Genomic DNA, 16,879 nt, shown 5'->3' with positions numbered 1-16,879 from the left:
AGCCGTCGGCAGTGCGGCCGGATCCGGCGGAGCGGCGCGGGCCGAGGTGGCGGAAATCCGCTGCGTGGGGATGGAAACTCGTCAGGGCTGGGGGCACGGGGGTATGCGATTCGGGCTGCTGGGGCCGCCTGCGCTGTTCTACGACGTCCGGGGTGGCGGCCCGGCCGCGGCCAGGGCCGTCGCGAGCCCCAAGTCCCGTGTGCTGCTGGCCGTGTTGCTCCTCGACGCGGGGCGCGTCGTCTCCGTCGAGTCACTCAAGGACGCCCTGTGGGGCGGGGCGCCGCCCGTTTCCGCCCAGGCCTCGCTGCACAATCACATCGCCCGGGTGCGGCGGCTGCTCGATGATCCCGAGCGGCTGCGCACCGTGCCGTCCGGGTACGTGCTGAGGCTCGACGAGGGCGAGTTGGACGTTCACGTCTTCGACGCCCGTGTCGCCGCCGCGCGTGCCGCGCACACGGGGCGGGACTGGGAGCGGGTGGTGCGTGAGTGCGAGGCCGCGCTCACGCTGTGGCGGGGTGCGCCGCTGGCCGGGCTGCCCCCCGAGGCGGGCGGGTACGCCCTCGCGCAGCGGCTGCGCGAGGCCCGGCTGATGCTCCTGGAGTGGCGCTACGACGCCGAGTTGGCGCTGGGCGGCCCACGTCTGCGTGAACTGGTGCCGGAGCTGGCCGCGTTGACCGACGAGCACCCGCTGCGGGAGGTGTTCCACCGGCAGCTGATGCTCGCCCTGCACCGCACCGGTCGCCAGGCCGAGGCCCTGGCCGTCCACCGAGACCTGCGCACCCGCCTCGTCGGCCGACTCGGCGTCGAGCCGGGCCCGGGGGTGCGTCAGGCCCATGTGGAGGTACTGCGGGGGGCCACGGGGGAGGGGAGCCCGGCGGAAACACGTGAAGCGGTGCCCTCGCCGGCTCAACTGCCCGCGCCACCACCTCATTTCGTCGGCCGCACCGCCGTACGCGACCGCCTCCACCGCGTCCTCGCGGCGCCCGATCCGCATCCCGTCGTCGTCATCAGCGGTATGGCGGGTGTCGGCAAGAGCGCCCTCGCGCTCCAGGTGGCCCACCGTTTGGCGGAACGTTTCCCCGATGGGCAGCTCCACCTCGACCTGCACGGTGCCACCCCGGGCATGACCCCCCTCACCCCCGGTCAGGCGCTCACCGCCCTGCTGCGTGACCTCGGCACGGAGCCCTCCCGCATCCCCGAACAGCCGGACACCGCGGCCGCGTTGCTGCGCTCGCTGCTCGCGCCGACCCGCACGCTCCTGGTGCTGGACGACGCCGTGAGCGCCGCGCAGGTGCGTCCGCTGCTGCCGGGCGGTGCCGGATGCGGGGTGATCGTCACCAGCCGTTCGCCGCTGGCCGCCCTCGACGGCGCGGCCCGGTTCCCGCTCGCTCCGCTGTCGGAGGAGGAGGGTGCCGAACTCCTGCGCGCCGCTTCGGGCCGCGACGGCCTCGACGGTACGGACGCCGCCCGCCGCCTCGTCGCCCTCACCGGCCGTCTCCCGCTGGCCCTGCGTGTCGTCGCCGCGCGGCTGGCCGCCCGGCGGGCTCTGTCCCCGGACGTCCTCGCCGGTCAACTCGCGGATGCCGACCGCCGGTTGCACCACCTGGAGTACGACGACCTGAGCGTCCGGCGCTCCCTGGCCGTCGCCCACGACGCGCTCGCCGCCTCCGAGCGCGAGGCGGACCGGGACGCGGCCCGCACCCTGCGCCGCATCGGCGCGCTCGACCTGCCCGCGTACGGCGCCCCCCTGCTCGCCCGCCTCACCGGCATCGGCGAGGCCCGCACCGAGGCCGCCCTGGACCGGCTCCTCGACGTGGCGCTGCTGGAGGAGACCACGTACGGCCGCTGGGCCCCGCACGACCTGGTACGTGACTTCGCCCGTGAACTCGCCGCCCAGGAGGACGCCGGTGCCTGCGTCGACACGGCACTGCACTGGTACGCCGCCGTCGCCGAACGCGTGCTCGCCGCGATCGTGCAGCCCGGCCCCGACCAGGACGACCGCCGCCGCCCGACCACCGGCCGGCCGGGCGGCCACCCGGCCCACCTCGGCACCGTCGCCCCCTTCACCGGCCCCGAGGAGGCCTTCGCCTGGGCGGACGGTGAGCTGGAGAACGTCGTCACCCTCGTCGAGCGGTACGCGGACGACCCCTGCGAGCGGCGGGCGGGCCTGGTCTGCACGCTGGTCCGGCTGATCGTTCCCTACGTGCACCGCCGGGGCCGCGTCGCCGAGATGGAGGTGCTCGGGCCGGCCGGGCTGCGGGTGGCACGGCGGCTCGGTGACGCGGCGGCGGAGGCGTACGCGCTGGTCGACCTCGCCGGGCTGCGCTTCCTCACCGGCCGGCACACCGAGGCCCTCGCCCTCAACGACCTCGCGCTCGTCATCTGGCGGCGGTTGGACCACCCCTCCTGGATCCGCCGCTGCCTCAACAACCGCGGCCTGCTGCTGGACGGCCTCGGCCGGCACACCGAGGCGGGCGAGGCGCTGAAGCGGAGCCTTGAGTACGCCCGGCGGCTGGACGATCCGTACGGCGAGGCCGTCACCCACAGCCACCTCGGCAACCTCTTCGAGCACACCGACCCGCGGGCCGCGATCGAGGAGCACCGGCGTTCGCTCGCCCTCGGGGACGAGATCGACGCCGTGATCGTGCGGCACTCCGCGCACCGCAACATCGGGTACGCGCATCTGCGGCTCGGTGAACCGGCCGCGGCTCTGCCGCACTTCGAGGAGAGCCTGCGCATCCTCGGCGGGCACGGCGACTGGCACGGCGAGTCCCGGGCCCGGCTCGGTCTGGTGCGCGCCCTGCGGCTGCTGGGCCGTGGTCGCAGGGCCGCCCGCGAGTGCGCCGAACTGCTCGTCCTCGCCGATGCCCGCGCCGACCGCTACACCGGCGCTCTCGCCCGCCACCAGCACGGACTGCTGCTGCGCGAGCGGGGGCGCCTCGGCGAGGCGCGTGCGCAGTGGGGCTCGGCGCTCGCGGCGCTGGAGGGCACGGACGAGCGCTCGGTGGTCACCGAACTGCGTGCGCTGCTGGCCTGCTCCGCCTGATCACTTGGCGTCCGCGTAGCACTCCACCACCGCCGTGGTGAACGGGAACCGGACCGGCGTCTCGCCGAAGGTCAGCCGCCCGGCCAGGGCCGCCGCCTCGCGGATGGCAGCCACCACCGCCTCCGTCTCCCGCTCGGGGCAGTGCACGATCACCTCGTCGTGCTGGAAGAAGACCAGCTCGGCCGACAGCTCGGCGCAGCTCTTGCGCAGCGCGGCGAGCAGCAGCAGCGCCCAGTCGGCCGCACTGCCCTGCACGACGAAGTTGCGGGCGAAGCGGCCGCGGGCGCGGGCGTTGGTGGAGGCGTAGCCGGGGACCCACGCGGCGCCGGCGGTGTCGGACCCCTCGTCGTCCCCGGCGGCAGCGGAGGGGATGCCGGCCTCCTCGGTCGCGTCGTCCGTCCCCCGGGCGGCAGGCGGGCAGGTCCGGCCGAGCCAGGTCCGCACCAGCCGGCCCTCCTCACCGGCCCGGGCCGCGTCGTCGACGTACGCCACCGCCCTGGGGAAGCGGCGTCTGAGCGCGGCGAGGTTCTTCAGGCCGTCGCCGGAGGTCTGGCCGTAGACGGCGCCGAGCACGGCGAGCTTGGCCTGGTCGCGGTCACCGGAGAAGGCGCGGTCGGAGACCGACTGGTACAGGTCGCTCTCCCGGCCGGCCACCTCCATCAGGCCCGGGTCGCGGGAGATCGCGGCGAGGACGCGCGGTTCCATCTGGTCGGCGTCGGCGACGACGAGCCGCCAGCCGGGGTCGGCGACCACGGCCCGCCGGATCACCTTGGGGATCTGGAGCCCGCCCCCGCCGTTGGTGACCCAGCGCCCGGTGACCGTGCCGCCCGCGAGGAACTCGGGTCTGAACCGGCCTTCGCGGACCCAGTCCTGGAGCCAGGACCAGCCGTGGGCGACCCAGATGCGGTACAGCTTCTTGTACTCGATCAGGGGCTTCACGGCCGGGTGGTCGACGGACTGGAGCTCCCAGCGGCGGGTCGAGGAGACCTTGATGCCGGCCTGGGAGAAGGCCTTGACCACGTCTGCGGGCAGGTCGGGGCGGACCCGTCTGCCGAACGCGGCGGACACCTCGTCGGCCAGCTCGGCCAGCCGGCGTGGCTCGCCGCCGCCCGCATAGCGCTCGCCCAGCAGGTCGTGCAGCAGCGCGCGGTGCACCTCGGCGCTCCAGGGCAGCCCGGCGCGGTTCATCTCGGCGGCCACCAGCATGCCCGCCGACTCGGCGGCCGTCAGCAGCCGCATGCGCTCCGGATGCTCGGCGCGCGCGTGCCGCCGCTGCTGCTCGGCGTAGACCGCGAGGAGGTCCGGCAGGGGCAGGGGGACGCCCCGGGGTTCGAACAGGGAGGACTGGGAGCCCGGCTCGGCGGAGCGCTGCGGTGGATCGGGCGGTACGGGGCCGCCGCGCAGCCGGGCCAGGGCGGCCGCGGCCGAGCGTGGTTCCCCGTACCGCCCCTCGTGGCCGAGGAGGAGCGTCTCGGCGGCCTCGACGTCGTAGCACCGCTCGACTCGCACCCCCGTGGCGAGCAGGCGCGGGTAGACCTCGGCGGTGGACCGCCACACCCACCGCGTGACGCCGGGACGGCTCCGGACGGCCTCGGCGGGATCGGCCTCCCGCCGCACCGGCCCGGCGGGCAGCCCGTCCGGACCGAGGGGGGCGACGTCCACGCCACCGTCCTCGGCCGGAGCGAGTGCCCACCGGTCGGCCATGCTGCGAGTGTGCCAGGGGGGTCTGACAACGCCCCGTCGCGGCGGGCCGCCGTCAGGACCTCCAGAGCCTCCCCTTCCGCGTCCGCGCGATCAGGATTCCTCCAGCGCCTCCTTCTGCGCCCGCACGATCTTCTCCAGCACCGCGGCGACGTACCGCTCGGTGCGTTCCTTGTCGACGCCGAGGCCGCTGAGGACGCCCTCGCCGTTCTCGTGCTCCAGCAGGGCGAGCAGGATGTGCTCGGTGCCGATGTAGTTGTGGCCGAGGCGCAGGGCCTCGCGGAAGGTGAGCTCCAGGACCTTCTTGGCGGCCTGGCCGTACGGCACCAGCTCCGGGACCTCGTCGACGGCGGGCGGGAGCGCCGCCGTCGCCGCCTCGCGGACCGTGTCGAGCGAGACGCCCTGCTCGACGATCGCCTTCGCGGCGAGGCCCTCGGGCTCGGCGAGCAGTCCGAGGACGAGGTGCTCGGGCACGCCCTCGGCGTTGCGCGCGGTCTTGGACTCGTTGTGGGCGGTCATGACCACGTTCCGGGCGCGCACGGTGTAGCGGCTGAAGCCCTGGCTGGGGTCGAGGTCGGCCGACTCCTTCGGCACGAACCGCTTCTGGGCGGCCTGCCGGGTGACGCCCATGCTCTTGCCGATCTCGGTCCAGGAGGCGCCGGAGCGCCGGGCCTGGTCGACGAAGTGGCCGATCAGGTGGTCGGCCACGTCGCCCAGGTGGTCCGCGGCGATCACGGCGTCCTGCAACTGGTCCAGCGGTTCCTCGTGGACCTTCTTGATGGCCGCGATGAGGTCGTCGAGACGGATGGATGACGTGGTGTCGGGGTTCGTCATGTGTCAACCGTAGGTTGCGCCCTCTAGGGTGTCAACCTTGAGTTGACACCCGGTCGCCGGGTTCCGGCCCCTCCGTCACGGCGTGGCACCATCGGCCCGTGAGTACGTCCAGCACCGTCGACCGCGCCTTCGCGGCGGCCCTCTACGCGACCGGCGAGAGCGCCCTCGACACCGGCGCGTCCCTGCTCGCCTCCGACCCGGCGGCGGACGCCGAACTCGTGCGCCGAGGGCAGGAGTTCATCGCGAGCGCCTGGCGACGCGGCTGGCAGCCGGCCGATGTCGTGCGGATCGTCCGGCGCGAGCTGGACGACGTCCACGTGCTCCTCGCCGCCGAGCTGATCCGCGCCCAGGTGCCCGACGACGGACCCCGCGGCCGCCGCTGGAGCGCGCAGCTCGCGGACCTGCCCGGCGCCGCCCCGCCCCGGACCGACCGTTTCTCGCACGCCACCGCCGTGCTGGAGCTGTACCGGCTGCTGCTGCGGCTGCCGGCACTGGAAGCCCTGGACGAGGCGCCCGGGCCTGCGCGGACCGAGTCCCGCATGCTCACCCGTATCCGTGCCCTGCTCGCCAAGGCGGAGGCCACCGGGTTCCCGGAGGAGGCCGAGGCGCTCAGTGCCAAGGCGCAGGAGCTGATGGCCCGGCACAGTGTGGACGAGGCGCTGCTCGCGGCGCGGGCGCCCTCGCCGGACACGCCCGGAGCCTGCCGGATCGGGGTCGAGCCACCGTACGAGCAGGCCAAGGCGGTGCTGCTGGACGCCGTCGCGGGCGCCAACCACTGCCGGGCGGTGTGGAACGAGCCGCTCGGGTTCTCCACCGTGGTCGGCTTCGACACCGACCTGGAGGCGGTCGAACTCCTCTACACCTCACTGCTCGTCCAGGCCATGAGCGCGATGACCAAGGCGGAGGCCGCGCAGCGGGCGGGTGGCCGCAAGCGCACGAAGACTTTCCGGCAGTCGTTCCTCGCGGCCTACGCCCATCGCATCGGCACCCGCCTGACCGCAGCGGCGCAGACCCAGGTCACCGACGACCTGCTGCCGGTCCTCGCCTCCCGCGAGGTCGCCGTCACCGGGCGGCTGGACCACATGTTCCCCGAGACGACCACGACCCGGCTGCGTGCGGTCCGGGACGAGGCGGGCTGGACGGAGGGCGCGCGGGCGGCGGACCGGGCCCAGGTCCGGCACCGGCCGCCCTTGCGCTGACCGGCCGTGACCTCCGCCCGGTTCGGTCCGGTTGCGCCCCTGCCGTCAGTCGCCCGACGTCTCGAAGCCGCTCACCGAGGGCTTGTGCGTCGTCCAGTCGACCTCGCCGTAGGACCACGTCAGTTCATGCGCCGTCTTCGTGTCTCCGGGCAGGGTGAAGGACGCCTTGCGCACGTCGAGGCTCTTGGCGGAGCCCGCCTCGCCCCGGACGTAGGTGATCGTGAAGGACGTGGTGCCGCCCTTCCCGAGGGTCAGCGACTGGGCCTTGGCGCCCTCGTCGGGGGAGACGGACGTCGTCTTGTCGCCGGCCAGCAGGTCCACGCCGGGGAAGCCCTTCAGCGTGCACGTCGCGCCCTTGTTGGTGAGCGTGACGGTGACGGTGCCGGTGTCCCCGGCGGCCGGGGCGGCACCCGCGCCGACCTCGACGCCCATGTCGCCGAGCGCGCAGGCCGCATCGCTCGGCCGGTCCGCGTTCTTGACGTCGTCGCCACCACCGGAGGCGTCGTCACTGCAGCCGGTCAGCAGGACCGTCGCGGCGAGGGCGGCGGCCAGGGTGAGGGGAAGGGTGCGCATGGGGTCCTCTGGACGTGTCGAACGGAAGCGGCATCGGGCCCCTGGATCATCACGCACGCGACTGCGGCAGGAGCACGCACCCCCTACGATTCCCCCGAACGCCGGACGGTCCACGGTGCCCGAGTCGCCCCACGGCCCGCCTGCACGGCGCCCGCACGGCAGCCGGTCTGTCGCCCGGGGTTCGGGTCAGCCGGGCTGCTGTCCGGGTTCGGGTCAGCCGGGTTGTCGTCCGGGACCGGGGTAAGTCGGTCTGCCGTCAGGGGTCCGGGGCAGCTGGGCTGCCGTGCGGGTTCGGGTCAGCCGGGCCGAGGCCCAAGTTCGGGGACAGCCGGGCTGCTGTCCGGGGTCCGGGTCGGCCAGGCTGTCGTCCGGGACCGGGGTACGTCGGCCTGCCGTCTGGGATCCGGGGCCGCGGGGCTGTCGTGCGGGTTCGGGTCAGCCGGCCGAGGCCCAAGTTCGGGACAGCCGGGCTGCTGTTTTGGGTTCGGGTAAGCCGGGCTGTCGTCCTGGGGTCTGGGTCGGCCGGGTTGCCGTCCGGGACCGGGTCAGCCCGGCTGCCGTCCTGGACCCGGGACAACCGGGCTGCCGCCCGGGTTTCGGGTCGGCCGGGCCGCCGTCCAAGATCGAGGTAGCCAAGCTGCCGTCCGGGTCTCGGGGCAGCCCGGCTGCCGCCCCCAAGCAGGGGCAGCCCGCCTGCCGCCCAGGACCCGGGTCAGCCGAGGCCGGCCGTCGGCAGGCCCGTCGGGAGTTTGCCGCCCTCGGCCTTCCGGTAGGTCTCCGCACCGAGGCCGCCCTCCCAGGTGACCTTCAGGCTGCTCCCGTCCACGGAGTCGACCATGCCGCTCGCCCGGTCCTTGGAGCCGTCCGTGCACTTCAGGCGGATCATGCGCATCCCGGACTCCTCGCCCGCGGTGCCGCTGCACACGCTCCCGCCGGTGGCGAACAGCGCGGCCTGCTTGCCGGTGATCACCAGGGCCACGGCCTTGCCGCCGGTCGTCGCGAGCCAGCTGCCCTCCAGCTCGCCGGCCGCCGGCTTCCCGGAACCGGAGTCGCCACCCGTGTCGGCGGACGCCGAGGCGGACGGAGACGGGCCGGAGGCCGAGTCGTCGCCCGAGTCGCCGTCGCTGCTGCACGCGCTCAGCGCGAGCACGCCCGCCAGCCCCACGGCCGCCGCCGCGACACGCACGGCGCCGGAGCGGCGCGAGAAGATCACCGAAGTCACTGCAAGCCCCCAAGCTGTAGCCGGGCGGCCGGCCCGGACGGCACCGGCTCCGCCCCGTGGCCGGAACGATCGCAGCAAGCTACCAGGGGCCGTCAAGAGCCTCTGCGAACGCCTCTTACCAGGACGACTTGCGCACCCCGGGCAGATACCCCGCGTGCGCCTGCTCCCGCAGACTCACCCGGGACAGCCCGAACGCCCGGAAGTAACCGCGCGGCCTGCCGTCCACCTGGTCGCGGTTGCGCACGCGCGTGGCGCTTGCGTCGCGCGGCTGCCTGCGCAGCTCCGCCTGTGCGGCGAGCCGTTCCGCCTCCGTCGACGACGGCCGCCGGATGATCTCCTTCAGTTCGGCCCGCCGGGCGGCGTACCGCGCGACGATCTCCTGCCGGCGGTCGTTCTTGGCGATCTTGCTCTTCTTGGCCATCAGACCCTCACTCCCCGGGCCCGGATCCGGGCGACGGCGGCCTCGACCCCGATCGTGTCGACGGTCTTGATCCCCCTGGCGCTCAGCCGGAGCCGGACGTACCGGCCCTCGCTCGGCAGCCAGTAGCGCTTGGACTGGATGTTGGGGTCGAACCGGCGCGACGTGCGCCGGTGGGAGTGCGAGATGCGGTTGCCGAAACCCGGCTGTGCGCCGGTCAGCATGCAGTGCGCGGACATGGGTGGTGACGTACCTCTCTGCTCAGGCAATGGAAATGGGATTCATTTTCAGTATCATAGCGGCATGGCACGCAACGAACTCCGGCCGGTCATCAAGCTCCGGTCCACCGCCGGGACCGGCTTCACCTACGTGACCCGCAAGAACCGCCGCAACGACCCGGACCGGCTCACCCTGCGCAAGTTCGATCCGGTCGCCGGCCGCCACGTCGACTTCCGAGAGGAGCGCTGACCATGCGCCAGGGAATCCACCCGCAGTACGGGCCCGTCGTCTTCCGCGACCGTGCCGCGAACTACGCCTTCCTCACCCGCTCGACCCTGTCCGCCACGGCGGGCGAGAAGACGATCGAGTGGGAGGACGGCAACACCTACCCGGTCGTGGACGTCGAGATCTCCGACGTCAGCCACCCCTTCTACACCGGCACGGCCCGCGTCCTGGACACCGCCGGCCGCGTGGAGCGCTTCGAGCGCCGGTACGGAAAGAAGGGCTGACCCGGTGGCCGTCCCTCCTGGGCTCCCCGTCGTGATCGTCGGCGGGCTGCACGCCGACGCCCGCCGGGCGGCCGTCGCGCGGCTGCTCGCCGACGTCCCCGGCAGCGTCGTCCTCCACCACGACCTGTCGACGGCCGCCGCGGGCACCGTCGTACGGACCGTCAGGGACGCCTCCGGCCTCCTCGACCTGGGGGAGGCGCCGCTCGTCAACGACTGCGCGTGCTGCGCCCTGCGCGAGGACCTGGTGCCGGAGCTGGAGCGGCTGCGCGACGCCGGGGCCACCCGGCTCGCGATCGTCGAACTGTGGGACTCCGTCGAGCCCAAGGCCATGGCCGAGGTCGTCACGGCCGGAGGGCTCACCGTGAGCGGCGTGATCACCGCCGTCGACCCGGCCCTGGTCCTGCCGTACCTCGGCAACGGCGACGACCTGGCCGACGGCGGTCTCGCCGCGGCGGCGACCGACCAGCGCACGGTGGCCGACACCTTCGCACGCCAGCTGGAGTACGCCCCCGTCCTCGCGGTCGCCGATTCCCCGGAGGCCGACGACGAGGACCGCGAGCTGCTCGCGCAACTGCACCCGACGGCCCGCCTGGCCCCCATCGGGTGCGAGGCTCCCGCGGATCCGGCCGGGGACGGTCTGACGGTGCCGGCCCCCCGCCGGCGCCCGCTGTCGTCCCTGGCCGAGGCCGCCCTGGCCGGTTTCGACGTCGAGGCGGCCGCCGCCGCCCAGCACCCGGCCTGCGCCCTGCTTCCCGCGGAGGCCGACGCGCACGGTGTCTCCACCCTGGTCTGGAGCCGCCGCCGTCCCTTCCACCCGGAGCGGCTCTACGCCGCGCTGGAGGACCTGACCTGCGCGGCCGCCCGCAGCCGGGGCCGGTTCTGGCTCGCCGACAAGCCCGACACGCTGTTCCACTGGGACGCGGCGGGCGGGGCCCTGTGCGTCGAGAGCGCGGGCCCGTGGCTGGCCTCCCTGCCCGACGCGGCCTGGGAGATGGTCCCGCCGGTGCGCCGCGCCGCCGCCGCGCTGGACTGGCACCCCGAACACGGCGACCGGGGCCAGCACCTCGTCTTCACCTCGCCCGGCCTCGACGGGGACGGTCTGGAGCGGCTGCTGGAGTCCTGCCTGCTCACCGACGCCGAGTACGCCGCCGGGCGCGATGCCTGGCAGCGGTTGCCGCACGCCTTCGACACCCTCCTGGAGGTCTGACCCCCATGCCGCGCAAGCCCGACCGCAAACCCGCCAAGGACCGGCCCAACCCCCTGGACCAGGCCGGGATCACGTACATCGACTACAAGGACACCGACCTGCTGCGGAAGTTCATCTCCGACCGCGGCAAGATCCGCAGCCGCCGCGTCACGCGGGTGTCGTCCCAGCAGCAACGGCAACTGGCCAGGGCCATCAAGAACGCCCGCGAGATGGCCCTGCTGCCCTACAGCGCCCGCTGATCCCCGCCTGGAGGAGCTGAGACACCCGTCGCCCGTCGCCTCGGGGACCTCAGCTCCTCATGCCCCGGCGCAGAACCGGCCTCCCGCCCAGGGGCCCCCGCCCCGGGTGACGTTCCCCACGCTTGACGACCGGCAGGTCCCCCGTCCGGGCAGCGGGAGCTCCGGCGAGCGGGCTCTCGCGGCCCGGGCCGCAGCCCCCGGCGGACCGTCGGGACCGGGCCCGACGTCGGCCGGGCGGTCGCGCGGAGGCCCTCCGCCGCAGTGCCCCGGGCGCGTCTGCCGACCGGGTGGGCGGGGCCGGGAGCCGGGCGCGTGTCCGGCGATGGGCCGAGCGCGGTACCGGTCACGCGGAGGACCCCGCCCTCCTGCGACCGGCCCAATTTTCCCCGTACCCGCAGGCCGGGGCCGTCTTCCGGATGCGGGTCGGCCGGCCGAACGGCCGTGGCCGGGCCCCGCGCCCCAGCTCACGCTTCTTCGGTGCGGCCCCCCGCCCGGCCCCTCGTCCGGCCGTCGACCGGATGCTCCGCCTCCACCCGGCCTCTCCCGGACCGGGCGAGTTCGCCGCGCGCCGGGGGAACGTGAGGCGGGCCGAAGCCGTCAAACAGTCAAGAACTTCGGTCGAGCGGGGCCAGGGCTGTAACCGCGGGACCACCCCGCGTGCACGTGCATCTGCCCCTGCATCTGCACATGAACAGAGCTATGATCCGGGTCAGTTGACCACTGCATCAATGGCCACACCAGCCAGTGCACCACCGGGGAGCGACCTGTGGACCACGACGTGTACAACGGTATGGCGGCCGCCGGGCTGCACGGTGTGGCCTGGCAGAAGAGCCGGCACAGCAACTCGCAGGGCTCGTGCGTGGAGTTCGCCCGGCTGCCGGGCGGAGACGTGGCCGTCCGCAACTCGCGCTTCCCCGACGGCCCCGCGCTGGTCTACACCCGTGCGGAGATCGAGGCGATGCTGCTCGGGGTGAAGGACGGTGAGTTCGACCACCTGGTGGGATGAAGGCCCTGCATCCGCAGGGCCGTCAGGTGTGCGCCGCGCGGTGACGCGCGTAGAACCGCGGCGCGAGAAAGCGCCGCGGTGTCTCATTCCCCGTGCGGCCGGGTACCGGAGCGCGGCAGCCGGAACAGCGCCCAGACCACCTTGCCGTCGAGCGCGCCCGCGAGCGGATGCCAGCCCCAGCTGTCGCTGAAGGAGTCGACGAGGAACAGCCCGCGGCCCGACTCGGCCGAGAAGTCGTCGCTCTCCCGGGCCACCGGACTGTCGTGACTGGGGTCGCGCACCGCGCACACCAGCCGCTCGGTCCACCGCATCAGGTGCAGCCGTACGGGAGCCTCACGGCCCCCGGCGCACGCGCTGTTCGCCGGCAGACCGTGCCGCAGGGCGTTGGTGACGAGTTCCGAGACCACCAGACAGACGTCGTCGAACCGGTCGCCCATGTCCCACCGGTCGAGGGTCTTTCGGGTGAACCGCCGTGCCTCGCGCACCGCTTCGTAGCGGGCGGGAAGGGCGCAGGAGGCGGCGTCGGACACGGCCGCGGGATCCAGCGGCGGAAGGCCCTGCCGTAACGGCTCGAGCATGGTCGATCCATTCGTCCCCATGCGAGGCACTCCCGGGAATTCGCGGTCGGTGCGATGCGGCGGTGGTGCGGCACCATGGTTTCGGATGCGTACAGCAGATGCAAGGGCAGATGCACGTGCACGTGACCGGATTGCGACGTCCCGTACCGCTTGTTGGCCAATTTTTCCGTCATCTTCGCGTCTCCCTTTGGTCGTTCGCTTGCCTCTTTCTTGCTCCCCCGCGCGAGCGCCGACCGACTGGATTCCGTTTCCGTAACCGGACGAGTACTGCTCGGAGTGTTTTAGTGGCAGACTGCGGCCCCTGGAGACGTTGGGGAGGCTGGCGAACGTGAGCGCGGGAGAGCCGGGATCGGTGGTGCGGCGCATGCTGCTCGGATCACAACTCAGGCGACTGCGTGAGGCGCGGGGCATCACGCGCGAGGCGGCGGGCTATTCGATCCGCGCCTCCGAGTCGAAGATCAGCCGGATGGAGTTGGGCCGGGTGAGCTTCAAGACCAGAGACGTCGAGGACCTGCTGACCCTGTACGGCATCACGGACGAGCAGGAGCGCGCCTCCCTGCTGTCCCTGGCGAAAGAGGCCAACGTCGCGGGGTGGTGGCACAGTTACTCGGACGTGCTGCCCAGTTGGTTCCCGACCTACGTCGGCCTGGAGGGCGCGGCGTCGCTGATCCGGGCCTACGAGGTGCAGTTCGTGCACGGACTGCTGCAGACCGAGGCGTATGCCCACGCGGTGGTCCGGCGGGGCATGCAGGGCGCGAGCGAGGCCGACGTCGAGCGCCGGGTCGCGCTGCGTCTGGAGCGTCAGAAGCACCTCGTCGACGAGCGCGCTCCCGACTTCCACATCATCCTGGACGAGGCCGCCCTGCGCCGCCCCTACGGCGACCGCGCGGTGATGCGCGGCCAGCTCCAGCACCTCATCGACATCTCCGAGCGGCCCAACGTGCGCCTCCAGGTGGTGCCGTTCAGCATGGGCGGTCACTCCGGCGAAAGTGGCGCGTTCACGATCCTCAGCTTCCCGGAGTCCGACCTGTCGGACGTGGTGTACCTGGAGCAGCTCACCAGCGCGCTGTACCTGGACAAGGCCGAGGACGTCGCGCAGTACGAGAGGGCGCTCAAGGAGCTCCAGAGCGAGAGCCCGGGCCCCTCGGAGAGCCGGGACGTCCTGCGGGGGCTCCTCCAGCTCTCCTGAAGGCCCGAAGGACCCCTTCAACTCGCCTGAAACATCAGTACGATGACGTGTGATCAGATCGTGAAGGCGCGATCAGAGGCCTGCCAGGGATCGAGGGGTCACACATGTCGTCGTCCTGCTTCACCGACCTTGCACAGCAGTACATCGACGGTGAGTGGCGCCCGGGTACCGGCTCCTGGGACATCATCGACTTCAACCCGTACGACGGCGAGAAGCTGGCGTCGATCACCATAGCCACGGCCGACGAGGTCGATCAGGCGTACCGGGCCGCCGCCCGCGCCCAGAAGCAGTGGGCGGCGACCAACCCCTACGCCCGCCGGGCGGTCTTCGAGAAGGCGCTGCGCCTGATCGAGGAGCGCGAGGCCGAGATCTCCGAGGCCATCGTCGCCGAGCTCGGCGGCACCCGTCTGAAGGCCGCCTTCGAGCTGCACCTCGCCAAGGAGTTCCTGCGCGAGGCGGTCCATCTGGCGCTGGCCCCCGAGGGCCGGATCATCCCCTCACCGGTGGACGGCAAGGAGAATCGCGTCTACCGCGTGCCGGTCGGTGTCGTGGGCGTGATCAGCCCCTTCAACTTCCCGTTCCTGCTGTCGATCAAGTCCGTCGCCCCGGCGCTCGCGCTCGGCAACGCCGTGGTGCTCAAGCCGCACCAGAACACCCCGGTCGTCGGCGGTTCCCTGGTCGCGAAGCTCTTCGAGGACGCGGGGCTGCCCGGCGGTCTGCTGAACGTCGTCATCACCGACATCGCGGAGATCGGCGACGCCTTCATCGAGCACCCGGTCCCCAAGGTCATCTCCTTCACCGGCTCGGACGCGGTCGGCCGGCACGTCGCGACCGTCTGCGCCCGGCTGTTCAAGCGCTCGGTGCTCGAACTGGGCGGCAACAGCGCGCTGGTGGTCCTCGACGACGCCGACGTCGACTACGCGGTCGACGCGGCCGTCTTCAGCCGGTACGTCCATCAGGGCCAGGTCTGCATGGCCGCCAACCGGATCCTCGTGGACCGGTCGATCGCGGACGAGTTCACCGAGAAGTTCGTCGCCAAGGTGAAGTCCCTCAAGACGGGCGACCCGCGCGACCCGGAGACCGTCATCGGCCCGGTCATCAACTCCTCTCAGGCGGACGCCGTCTCCGGTGTGGTCGAGCAGGCCCTCGCGGAGGGTGCCACGGCCCTGGTGCGCGGCGGGCGGAGCGACAACCTCGTCGAGCCGTCCGTGCTGACCGACGTGCCCGCCGACTCGGCGCTGCTGCGCCAGGAGGTCTTCGGCCCGGTCGCCTTCCTCGTCCCGTTCGACGGCGAGGAGGAGGCCGTCCGCCTCGTCAACGACACCCCGTACGGGCTGAGCGGTGCCGTGCACACCGGGAACATCGAGCGGGGCGTCGCCTTCGCCCGGCAGATCGACACGGGCATGTTCCACGTGAACGACGGCACCGTGCACGACGAGCCGATCGTCCCGTTCGGCGGCGAGAAGCACTCGGGCATCGGCCGGCTCAACGGCGACACGATGCTGGACTCCTTCACGACGACCAAGTGGATCTCGGTGCAGCACGGCCGCAGCGGCTTCCCGTTCTAGGTCTTCCGCGCCTTCGCCCGGCACGCCGGACCTTGCGGACAGAAGCTGACCGCAAGGGTCCGTAGCGTGGTCGTTGTCAGGGGGAAAGGCCCCCGGACCGGTGAAAGGCGGCGGTCATGGTCACTCACGTTCCGGCTGAGGCGCACGGCGACGAGCGCGGAGCCCTCCTGTCCTTCATCGCCGAGCAGCGCGGGGGCGTCCGGCGGGCGGTGCTCGGGCTGACGGACGAGCAGGCGGCTTCCCGCCCCAGCGCCAGTGAGCTGTCCCTGGCCGGGCTGGTCAAGCACGTCGCCGAGGTCGAGCAGATGTGGGTCTCCCTGGCCAAGGGCGAGCCGCCGGCCGTGGTGCGGGACCAGAGCAACTGGCACGAGTGCTTCGAGCTGGTCGAGGGCGAGACCGTCGCGTCGCAGCTGGCGTACTGGGAGAAGGTCGCCGCCGAGACGGAGGCCTACATCCGCTCGGTCCCGAGCCTGGACGACACCTTCGCGCTGCCGGCCCAGCCCTGGTTCCCGCCGGACGGCCGGGTCTCGCACCGCTGGCTCTGCCTGCACCTCATCCGCGAGACGGCCCGGCACGCCGGACACGCCGACATCATCCGCGAGTCGCTGGACGGCAGGACGGCATTCGAACTGGTGGCCGAGGAGCAGCGGGTCGTGGCCGGGCCATAACCTGGACCGCATGTCAACCATCCGCCTCCTCGTGCTCGGCGCGGTCCGTATGCACGGCCGCGCCCACGGCTACCAGGTGCGCAACGACCTGGAGTACTGGGGCGCGCACGAGTGGTCCACCGCCAAGCCCGGCTCGATCTACCACGCCCTGAAGCAGCTGGCCAAGCAGGGCCTGCTGCACGCGCACGAGATCGCCCCGTCGACGGCCGGCGGCCCGCCGCGCACGGAGTACGAGATCACCGGGCAGGGCACCGAGGAGTACTTCCGGCTGCTGCGTGAGGCGCTGGTCACCTACGACCAGCGCGGGGACATGAAGACGGCCGCCGTCGGCTTCATCGTGGACCTGCCCCGGGGGGAGGCGGTCGCGCTGCTGAAGGAGCGGATCCTGCGCATCGAGCAGTGGCGGACCTCCGTCCTGGAGCACTACGTGCCCGAGGAGGGGCCCGAACAGCTCGGCCACATCGGCGAGATCATGAACATGTGGGTGCACACCGCCGACTCCGAGGCCGAGTGGACCCGCGGTCTCGTCGCACGCGTCGAGGGCGGCGCCTACACCTTCGCCGGCGAGGGCGACCCGTTCGTCGGGGTCCTGGCCGACGGCGAGGAGAACCCCTACGCGACGGGGGAGCGGCACCCCGGGGATGCGGACTAATCAAGTTTGACGAATGGCTTCGGCTCGCTTACTCTCGGCCTTGTAGTCAAG

General features: G+C 72.9%; 18 protein-coding genes. 11 read left to right on the top strand and 7 right to left on the bottom strand.

The window, feature by feature from the left end:
* The first annotated feature begins 103 nt into the window (after positions 1-103).
* A complete protein-coding gene (locus AC0665_RS13900) occupies positions 104-3,046 on the top strand; it encodes an AfsR/SARP family transcriptional regulator (RefSeq protein WP_478705069.1) in 2,943 nt (980 codons plus the stop codon).
* Here AC0665_RS13900 and AC0665_RS13895 read toward each other — a convergent pair whose 3' ends face one another.
* Together AC0665_RS13895 and AC0665_RS13890 are read right to left on the bottom strand one after the other, a co-directional pair.
* Positions 3,047-4,750 carry a bifunctional 3'-5' exonuclease/DNA polymerase gene (locus tag AC0665_RS13895; RefSeq protein ID WP_478705068.1) on the bottom strand — a complete coding sequence of 568 codons (1,704 nt, stop codon included), beginning with the start codon at positions 4,748-4,750 and terminating at the stop codon, positions 3,047-3,049.
* A gap of 90 nt (positions 4,751-4,840) precedes the next feature.
* A complete protein-coding gene (locus AC0665_RS13890; RefSeq protein WP_478603514.1) occupies positions 4,841-5,581 on the bottom strand; it encodes a Clp protease N-terminal domain-containing protein in 741 nt (246 codons plus the stop codon).
* 98 nt (positions 5,582-5,679) lie between these two features.
* On the opposite strand from AC0665_RS13890, the gene AC0665_RS13885 reads away from it, so the two are divergent.
* Positions 5,680-6,780 (top strand): DUF2786 domain-containing protein, encoded by a 1,101-nt coding sequence (locus AC0665_RS13885; RefSeq protein WP_478705067.1) that lies wholly within the window; start codon positions 5,680-5,682, stop codon positions 6,778-6,780.
* 45 nt (positions 6,781-6,825) lie between these two features.
* Here AC0665_RS13885 and AC0665_RS13880 read toward each other — a convergent pair whose 3' ends face one another.
* The 4 genes from AC0665_RS13880 to rpmB form a co-directional block, all read right to left on the bottom strand.
* Positions 6,826-7,353, bottom strand: a complete 528-nt coding sequence (locus tag AC0665_RS13880; RefSeq protein ID WP_478603521.1) for a DUF4232 domain-containing protein — start codon at positions 7,351-7,353, stop codon at positions 6,826-6,828.
* Positions 7,354-8,065: 712 nt separating this feature from the next.
* Entirely contained in the window at positions 8,066-8,566 is a 501-nt protein-coding gene (locus tag AC0665_RS13875; protein WP_478705066.1) for a hypothetical protein, read from the bottom strand.
* A 124-nt stretch (positions 8,567-8,690) separates the two neighbouring features.
* Positions 8,691-8,996 carry a 30S ribosomal protein S14 gene (gene rpsN, locus AC0665_RS13870; RefSeq protein WP_366049005.1) on the bottom strand — a complete coding sequence of 102 codons (306 nt, stop codon included), beginning with the start codon at positions 8,994-8,996 and terminating at the stop codon, positions 8,691-8,693.
* Positions 8,996-9,232 (bottom strand): 50S ribosomal protein L28, encoded by a 237-nt coding sequence (gene rpmB / locus AC0665_RS13865; protein ID WP_037683940.1) that lies wholly within the window; start codon positions 9,230-9,232, stop codon positions 8,996-8,998. Before rpmB ends, rpsN begins: the two co-directional genes overlap by 1 nt.
* 64 nt (positions 9,233-9,296) lie before the next feature.
* On the opposite strand from rpmB, the gene rpmG reads away from it, so the two are divergent.
* The 5 genes from rpmG (at position 9,297) to AC0665_RS13840 (ending at position 12,173) form a co-directional block, all read left to right on the top strand.
* On the top strand, positions 9,297-9,461 hold the full coding sequence (gene rpmG, locus AC0665_RS13860) for a 50S ribosomal protein L33 (protein WP_003991959.1): 165 nt from the start codon (positions 9,297-9,299) through the stop codon (positions 9,459-9,461).
* Between the two features lie 2 nt (positions 9,462-9,463).
* Positions 9,464-9,721 carry a type B 50S ribosomal protein L31 gene (locus AC0665_RS13855; protein ID WP_363117586.1) on the top strand — a complete coding sequence of 86 codons (258 nt, stop codon included), beginning with the start codon at positions 9,464-9,466 and terminating at the stop codon, positions 9,719-9,721.
* A gap of 4 nt (positions 9,722-9,725) precedes the next feature.
* Positions 9,726-10,928, top strand: coding sequence for a CobW family GTP-binding protein (locus AC0665_RS13850; protein ID WP_478705065.1), 1,203 nt, complete (start codon positions 9,726-9,728; stop codon positions 10,926-10,928).
* A gap of 5 nt (positions 10,929-10,933) precedes the next feature.
* Positions 10,934-11,167, top strand: a complete 234-nt coding sequence (gene rpsR / locus AC0665_RS13845; RefSeq protein WP_363117588.1) for a 30S ribosomal protein S18 — start codon at positions 10,934-10,936, stop codon at positions 11,165-11,167.
* 790 nt (positions 11,168-11,957) lie between these two features.
* On the top strand, positions 11,958-12,173 hold the full coding sequence (locus AC0665_RS13840; protein WP_283968392.1) for a DUF397 domain-containing protein: 216 nt from the start codon (positions 11,958-11,960) through the stop codon (positions 12,171-12,173).
* An 83-nt stretch (positions 12,174-12,256) separates the two neighbouring features.
* Here the strand turns inward: AC0665_RS13840 and AC0665_RS13835 are convergent, their stop codons facing one another.
* A complete protein-coding gene (locus AC0665_RS13835) occupies positions 12,257-12,772 on the bottom strand; it encodes an ATP-binding protein (RefSeq protein ID WP_478705064.1) in 516 nt (171 codons plus the stop codon).
* 343 nt (positions 12,773-13,115) lie between these two features.
* On the opposite strand from AC0665_RS13835, the gene AC0665_RS13830 reads away from it, so the two are divergent.
* From AC0665_RS13830 to AC0665_RS13815, 4 genes are all read left to right on the top strand, one after another.
* Positions 13,116-13,940 (top strand): helix-turn-helix domain-containing protein, encoded by an 825-nt coding sequence (locus AC0665_RS13830; protein WP_468408777.1) that lies wholly within the window; start codon positions 13,116-13,118, stop codon positions 13,938-13,940.
* 104 nt (positions 13,941-14,044) lie between these two features.
* Positions 14,045-15,508 carry an aldehyde dehydrogenase family protein gene (locus tag AC0665_RS13825; RefSeq protein ID WP_478705063.1) on the top strand — a complete coding sequence of 488 codons (1,464 nt, stop codon included), beginning with the start codon at positions 14,045-14,047 and terminating at the stop codon, positions 15,506-15,508.
* A gap of 116 nt (positions 15,509-15,624) precedes the next feature.
* Positions 15,625-16,176, top strand: a complete 552-nt coding sequence (locus AC0665_RS13820) for a DinB family protein (RefSeq protein WP_468408612.1) — start codon at positions 15,625-15,627, stop codon at positions 16,174-16,176.
* 10 nt (positions 16,177-16,186) lie between these two features.
* Positions 16,187-16,828 carry a PadR family transcriptional regulator gene (locus AC0665_RS13815; RefSeq protein ID WP_478705062.1) on the top strand — a complete coding sequence of 214 codons (642 nt, stop codon included), beginning with the start codon at positions 16,187-16,189 and terminating at the stop codon, positions 16,826-16,828.
* The last annotated feature ends 51 nt before the right edge of the window (positions 16,829-16,879 follow it).

The organism is Streptomyces sp. NPDC043685 (assembly GCF_056436585.1).
Note: the sequence above shows the minus strand (reverse complement) of the source record. Positions and strands in the feature narration are given on the sequence as shown.